This window comes from Thiobacillus sp. SCN 63-57, assembly GCF_001725555.1.
Classification (GTDB): Bacteria; Pseudomonadota; Gammaproteobacteria; order Burkholderiales; family Thiobacillaceae; genus Thiobacillus.
On the sequence record NZ_MEGP01000059.1, the window covers coordinates 1 to 5,521 of the forward strand.

Genomic DNA, 5,521 nt, shown 5'->3' on the forward strand with positions numbered 1-5,521 from the left:
AGGTCCAGCTTGCCGAAGGTGCGACCGTGGAAGAGGCGGTACGCCAATCCGGCGTACTGGAGGCCTTTCCCGAGATCGATCTCGCCAAGAACAAGATCGGGATTTTCAGCAAGCTGGTCAAGTTGGACGAGCCACTTCGCGACAAGGACCGGGTGGAAATCTATCGTCCCCTGATCGCTGATCCCAAAGAAGTGCGCCGCAAGCGCGCGGAAGAAGGCAAAGTCACCAAGAAGGGCGGAGGTGACGCTCTCAGCGACAAGGCTTCGGAAGCGGGCACGCCCGAAGCGGCGTAATGCCGTTGGCTGTCTAAGAAGCCTTATTTACAGAAGTTGGATACGGCCTTCTGGCTGCTTGCCAGCGCACTGGCGCGCGCGGCATCGTCCATATAGGTGCGTTGTCCGGCGGCATCCGTTGTGTAGACGCGTGGGTTGTTTTGCAGGGTACTGAGATTGTTGCGTGCCTTGTCGCAGTTTTCGCGCTGTATGCGCGCCTGTTCGGCTTCCTTGTCGGCCTTGGCGCGCGCTTCGTCGGCTTCCTTGCGGCGTTTCTGGTAGGCCTGGTCCTTGGCATCAAGCGATTGCGTGGCTTGGGACGTGATGTCAGCCTGCCCCGCTGTGCTGTTCTTGATGACCTGGGCTTTCAACGTCGGGGGCTGGTCGGTGTAATGGACGTTGCCCTGGGCATCCGTCCATTTGTAGAGTTCGGCGTGCGCATGGGCCGAGACGGCCAGCGCGCCCAAAAACAAAAGCCTTCCGGCGTGAATCCGGAAGGCCTGGCGGTCGAGTCGCGACAAAATCAGTCCCCGACTTTGAGCAGGGGTTCGTTGAGTTGGGCTATGCCTTTCTGGGCCATGCTGCTGGCAACCTGGGCATCCTTCAGCACGACTGCACTGTCGCCTTTCGCCGCAGCGGCTTCTGCGGCCTTGAGTGCATTCTCCGCCGTGGTCCACAGGGCATTCTTGGCCTTGGCGGCCTTGACATCAGCCTGGGCCGTGCTGAGTGCGGCCTGGGCTTCGGCGCTGATGGCGGGCTTGGCCGGGGTGGATTCGCTGCTCGACTGCTTGGCATTCATATCGGCACAGCCAGACAGACCAAGCAGGGCTACGGAAGTCAGGACAAGCAAAGCTTTGGACATTGTTTTATCTCCTCGAGTTGTATGGCGTTCAGGGGTCGGGCTTCCAACCGTATGCCCTAGCAGATGGAATGCTGACGCAAAGTTAGCTGCATCACACGCGCGAGTCAACCGCTTGACGTGCGATGCATCTTAGTAGATTACGACCAAACAGGCACACGGGCGTTTCCCGTTTGTGCAGGGGTGGGGCGCGCGCGTATAATTCCGCTTTGCGTTAAGGAAAGCCCATGCGTGTTCTGCAAAAAGCGCTGACGTTCGACGACGTTCTGCTCGTTCCCGCCCACTCTGCCGTCCTCCCCCGCGAAGTCAGCCTGTCCACGCAGTTGACCCGCACGATCACCCTGAATCTGCCTCTGCTGTCGGCCGCCATGGATACGGTGACCGAGGCGCGCCTGGCCATTGCGCTGGCGCAGGAAGGCGGCCTGGGCATGATCCACAAGAACATGAATACCGAGATGCAGGCAGCCCAGGTGGCGGCAGTCAAGCGTTTCGAGTCGGGTGTGGTCAAGGATCCCATTACTGTTGCACCGCAGATGACCGTACGCCAGGTGCTCGAAATCACGCGTGCGAAGCGTATTTCCGGCCTGCCAGTGATCGATGGCGGCAAGGTGGTCGGCATTGTCACCAACCGCGACCTGCGATTCGAGCCGAGCCTCGACCAGCCGGTGGCCAATATCATGACGCCGAAGGAACGGCTGGTGACGGTGAAAGAAGGCGCCAATCGCGACGAGGCGATGGCGCTGCTGCACAAGCACCGTCTGGAACGCGTGCTGGTGGTGAACGATGCATTCGAGCTGTGCGGCCTGATCACGGTCAAGGACATCCAGAAATCCAGCGAACATCCGTTGGCGTGCAAGGACGCGATGGGACGCCTGCGCGTGGGTGCGGCGGTCGGCACGGGCGAAGGCACCGAGGAACGCGTTGCGGCCCTGGTAGCGGCCGGCGTGGATGTGATTACCGTGGATACGGCGCACGGCCATTCCAAAGGTGTGCTGGATCGCGTCAAATGGGTGAAGCAGAACTTTCCGGATGTCCAGGTCATCGGTGGCAACATCGCCACCGCATCGGCAGCGGCGGCACTGGTCGAACATGGCGCGGATGCAGTCAAGGTCGGGATCGGCCCGGGATCCATCTGCACCACGCGCATGGTTGCGGGAGTGGGTGTGCCGCAGATTACGGCCGTGGCCAATGTGGCCGCCGCGCTGGCCGGTAGCGGGGTCGGCGTGATCGCGGACGGTGGGATTCGCTATTCCGGCGACATCGCCAAAGCGCTGGCCGCAGGTGCCAACTGTGTCATGCTCGGCGGATTGCTGGCGGGCACCGAAGAGGCGCCGGGCGAAGTCGAGTTGTTCCAGGGGCGTTCCTACAAATCCTATCGTGGCATGGGCTCGCTGGGCGCCATGCAGCAAGGATCAAGCGACCGCTACTTCCAGGACAATGAGAAGAGTGCCGAGAAGCTTGTTCCCGAAGGGATCGAAGGCCGCGTGCCCTACAAAGGCAGCGTATTGAACGTGATCCACCAGTTGATGGGCGGCCTGCGTTCCAGCATGGGTTATCTTGGGGTCGCCACGATTGCCGACATGCATGCCAAGGCTGAGTTCGTCGAAATCACCTCGGCCGGCGTGCGTGAATCGCACGTTCATGACGTGCAGATCACCAAGGAAGCGCCGAATTACCGCGTCGAGTGACATGCGTTCACGCCGGATAGTTGAGGCGCTGCTGCTGGCTATTGGCATGGTCGTGGCTGCCTGGGTGCTGGGGCAGGCCTTGCTGCAATTCAAGCAGACCGACCGCAGCGTGGAGGTCAAGGGACTCGCCGAACGCGAAGTCCCGGCCGATACCGCCATCTGGCCGGTCGCGTTCAGCGAGGCGGACAACGATTTGCCCAAGCTGTATCAGGCCCTGCAGGAAAAGAACGCGAAAATTGCCGCCTTCCTTCAGGCCAGCGGCTTCAAGCCTGACGAGATTTCAGTTTCGGCGCCGTCGATCACCGACCGCCAGGCGCAGGACTATGGCAACGCCCAACTGGCAGAACGCCTGCGGTATAGCGGCAAATCGACGCTGACCGTCTATACCCGGCAGATCGACCGCGTGCGTGAGGCGATGGCGCGCTTGGGCGAACTCGGCAAACAGGGTATCGCCCTGTCGCCCGAGAACTATGAAAACCGCACGCAGTTCCTGTTCACCGGTCTCAATGCACTGAAGCCGGCCATGATCGAGGAAGCGACCAAGAACGCGCGTATCTCGGCTGAAAAATTCGCCAAGGATTCGGATAGCCGCCTGGGCAAGATCCGGCGAGCCAATCAGGGCCAGTTTTCCATCGAAGACCGCGACGCCAGCACGCCCTACATCAAGAAAGTGCGCGTGGTGTCTTCGGTCGAATACCGCCTCATTGATTAACCCTCACCGGGCGAGCCCGGCCAGCCATGCACCAGAAAATCCTCATCCTCGATTTCGGTTCCCAGTACACCCAGCTCATTGCACGCCGCGTGCGCGAAGCCGGGGTCTATTGCGAGCTCCATCCCAACGACGTGACCGAAGCCTTCATCCGTGATTTCGCGCCGGCCGGCATCATTCTTTCCGGCGGCCCGAATTCAGTCTACGAGGAAGAAACGCCGCGAGCGCCGCAAATCGTGTTTGAACTGGGCGTGCCCGTACTCGGGATTTGTTATGGCATGCAGACCATGGCGGCCCAGCTTGGCGGCAAGGTGGAAAACGCCACCAAGCGCGAGTTCGGCTACGCCGAAATCCGCGCGCGCGGTCATACCGCGCTGCTGCGCGATATCCAGGATCGCGTCAACGACGAAGGCCATGGCCTGCTGGACGTGTGGATGAGTCACGGCGACAAGGTGACCGAGTTACCGCCCGGCTTCAAGGTCATGGCGAGCAACGCAGCAACCCCGATCGCCGGCATGGCTGACGAAGACCGCAAGTTTTACGGCGTGCAGTTCCATCCCGAGGTCACCCATACTCTGCAGGGCAAGACCCTGCTCAACCGCTTTGTGCGCGACCTGTGCGGCTGCGCGGGCGACTGGAACATGCCCGATTACGTCGATGAAGCCATCGGCAAGGTACGTTCCGAAGTCGGCAGCGACGAGGTTATTCTGGGCTTGTCCGGCGGCGTCGATTCCTCGGTGGTCGCCGCACTGCTGCACCGCGCCATCGGCAAGCAACTCACCTGCGTGTTCGTCGACAACGGCCTGCTGCGGCTGAACGAGGCCGAGCAGGTGATGCAGACCTTCGCCGACAACCTTGGCGTCAAGGTCATCCACGTCGACGCGCGCGAGCGCTTCATGAACGAACTCGCCGGCGTGACCGACCCCGAACAGAAACGCAAGATCATCGGCCGCGAATTCGTCCATGTGTTCCAGGAAGAGGCCGAGAAGTTGCCCAAGGCCAAGTGGCTGGCGCAGGGCACGATCTATCCGGACGTCATCGAATCGGCCAGCGCCAAGACCAAGAAGGCGCACACCATCAAGAGCCACCACAACGTCGGCGGCCTGCCCGATACGCTGCATCTCAAATTGCTGGAACCGCTGCGCGAACTGTTCAAGGACGAAGTACGCGAGCTGGGCATCGCGCTCGGCCTGCCGCACGACATGGTGTATCGGCATCCCTTCCCCGGTCCCGGTTTGGGTGTGCGCATTCTCGGCGAAGTCAAACGCGAATACGCCGACCTGCTGCGCCAGGCGGATGCCATCTTCATCGACGAATTGCGTGCAAGCGGCTGGTACGAGAAAACCAGTCAGGCCTTCGCCGTGTTCCTGCCGGTCAAATCCGTTGGCGTGATGGGCGACGGCCGTACCTACGACTATGTGGTTGCATTGCGAGCTGTCGTCACCAGCGATTTCATGACCGCCCACTGGGCCGAGCTGCCCTACACCCTGCTCGGCAAGGTCTCCAACCGCATCATCAACGAAGTGCGCGGCCTCAACCGTGTCGTCTACGACATCAGCGGCAAGCCGCCGGCAACGATTGAGTGGGAATAATCCAGGCTTGTTCGCGGGCTTTCGGTGACTATCGGAAAATCGTGTTAACTGATTGATTAATAAAAATATATAACACGGAATCTATCGGTAACAATTGCTGGCAGCCAGATCGAAGTGTCGGTCGATCTGACGGTAGCCAAGTGCGGCCTCACAGGATTATAATTTCTACCGTCAAGCCGTTTTGACGCATGACGGTAAAAAATCAAGCGAAAAGCTAGATTTCATGCGGGTTGCAGGCGGATTGTCATTCTTAATGTTTGTGACGGTAAAGCCGTTGCATGCTTGGGAGAACGCCGATGCTGACCGACACCGCACTGAAGAACCTCAAGCCCAAGAGCGCTCAATACAAGGTGGCCGACCGAGACGGCATGTACGTGACCGTCTCGCCAGCCGGCACCGTC

At 60.5% G+C, this 5,521-nt stretch carries 7 protein-coding genes; 5 read left to right on the forward strand and 2 right to left on the reverse strand.

The genetic code is table 11. The annotated features are described in order from the left end of the window. Positions 1–293: RnfH family protein (locus ABT23_RS14745; RefSeq protein ID WP_296636963.1), on the forward strand; the 293-nt coding region annotated here is incomplete at its 5' end. 23 nt (positions 294–316) lie between these two features. Here the strand turns inward: ABT23_RS14745 and ABT23_RS14750 are convergent. Both ABT23_RS14750 and ABT23_RS14755 read right to left on the reverse strand, forming a co-directional pair. Next, positions 317–739 (reverse strand): DUF4124 domain-containing protein, encoded by a 423-nt coding sequence (locus ABT23_RS14750; protein WP_296636966.1) that lies wholly within the window; start codon positions 737–739, stop codon positions 317–319. A 56-nt stretch (positions 740–795) separates the two neighbouring features. After that, positions 796–1,134, reverse strand: a complete 339-nt coding sequence (locus ABT23_RS14755; RefSeq protein ID WP_296636969.1) for a hypothetical protein — start codon at positions 1,132–1,134, stop codon at positions 796–798. Positions 1,135–1,358: 224 nt separating this feature from the next. Here ABT23_RS14755 and guaB point away from each other — a divergent pair, with 224 nt between their 5' ends. From guaB to ABT23_RS14775, 4 genes are all read left to right on the forward strand, one after another. Continuing rightward, positions 1,359–2,819 (forward strand): IMP dehydrogenase, encoded by a 1,461-nt coding sequence (gene guaB, locus ABT23_RS14760; RefSeq protein ID WP_296636972.1) that lies wholly within the window; start codon positions 1,359–1,361, stop codon positions 2,817–2,819. A 1-nt stretch (position 2,820) separates the two neighbouring features. After that, positions 2,821–3,531: an SIMPL domain-containing protein gene (locus ABT23_RS14765; RefSeq protein ID WP_296636975.1), complete on the forward strand. Its 711-nt coding sequence runs from the start codon at positions 2,821–2,823 to the stop codon at positions 3,529–3,531. A 26-nt stretch (positions 3,532–3,557) separates the two neighbouring features. After that, the gene (gene guaA / locus ABT23_RS14770; protein WP_296636979.1) at positions 3,558–5,120 is read left to right on the forward strand and encodes a glutamine-hydrolyzing GMP synthase; all 1,563 of its coding nucleotides are present in this window, start codon (positions 3,558–3,560) and stop codon (positions 5,118–5,120) included. A 296-nt stretch (positions 5,121–5,416) separates the two neighbouring features. Further along, positions 5,417–5,521 (forward strand): Arm DNA-binding domain-containing protein (locus ABT23_RS14775; protein WP_296636982.1); only part of this gene is annotated, 105 nt, incomplete at its 3' end.

What these genes read in the sequence shown, in the direction of transcription:
- ABT23_RS14755 (WP_296636969.1), bottom strand. Translation starts at nt 1,134, where the DNA reads ATGTCCAAAGCTTTGCTTGTCCTGACTTCCGTAGCCCTGCTTGGTCTG.
- guaB (WP_296636972.1), top strand. Translation starts at nt 1,359, where the DNA reads ATGCGTGTTCTGCAAAAAGCGCTGACGTTCGACGACGTTCTGCTCGTT.
- ABT23_RS14765 (WP_296636975.1), top strand. Translation starts at nt 2,821, where the DNA reads ATGCGTTCACGCCGGATAGTTGAGGCGCTGCTGCTGGCTATTGGCATG.
- guaA (WP_296636979.1), top strand. Translation starts at nt 3,558, where the DNA reads ATGCACCAGAAAATCCTCATCCTCGATTTCGGTTCCCAGTACACCCAG.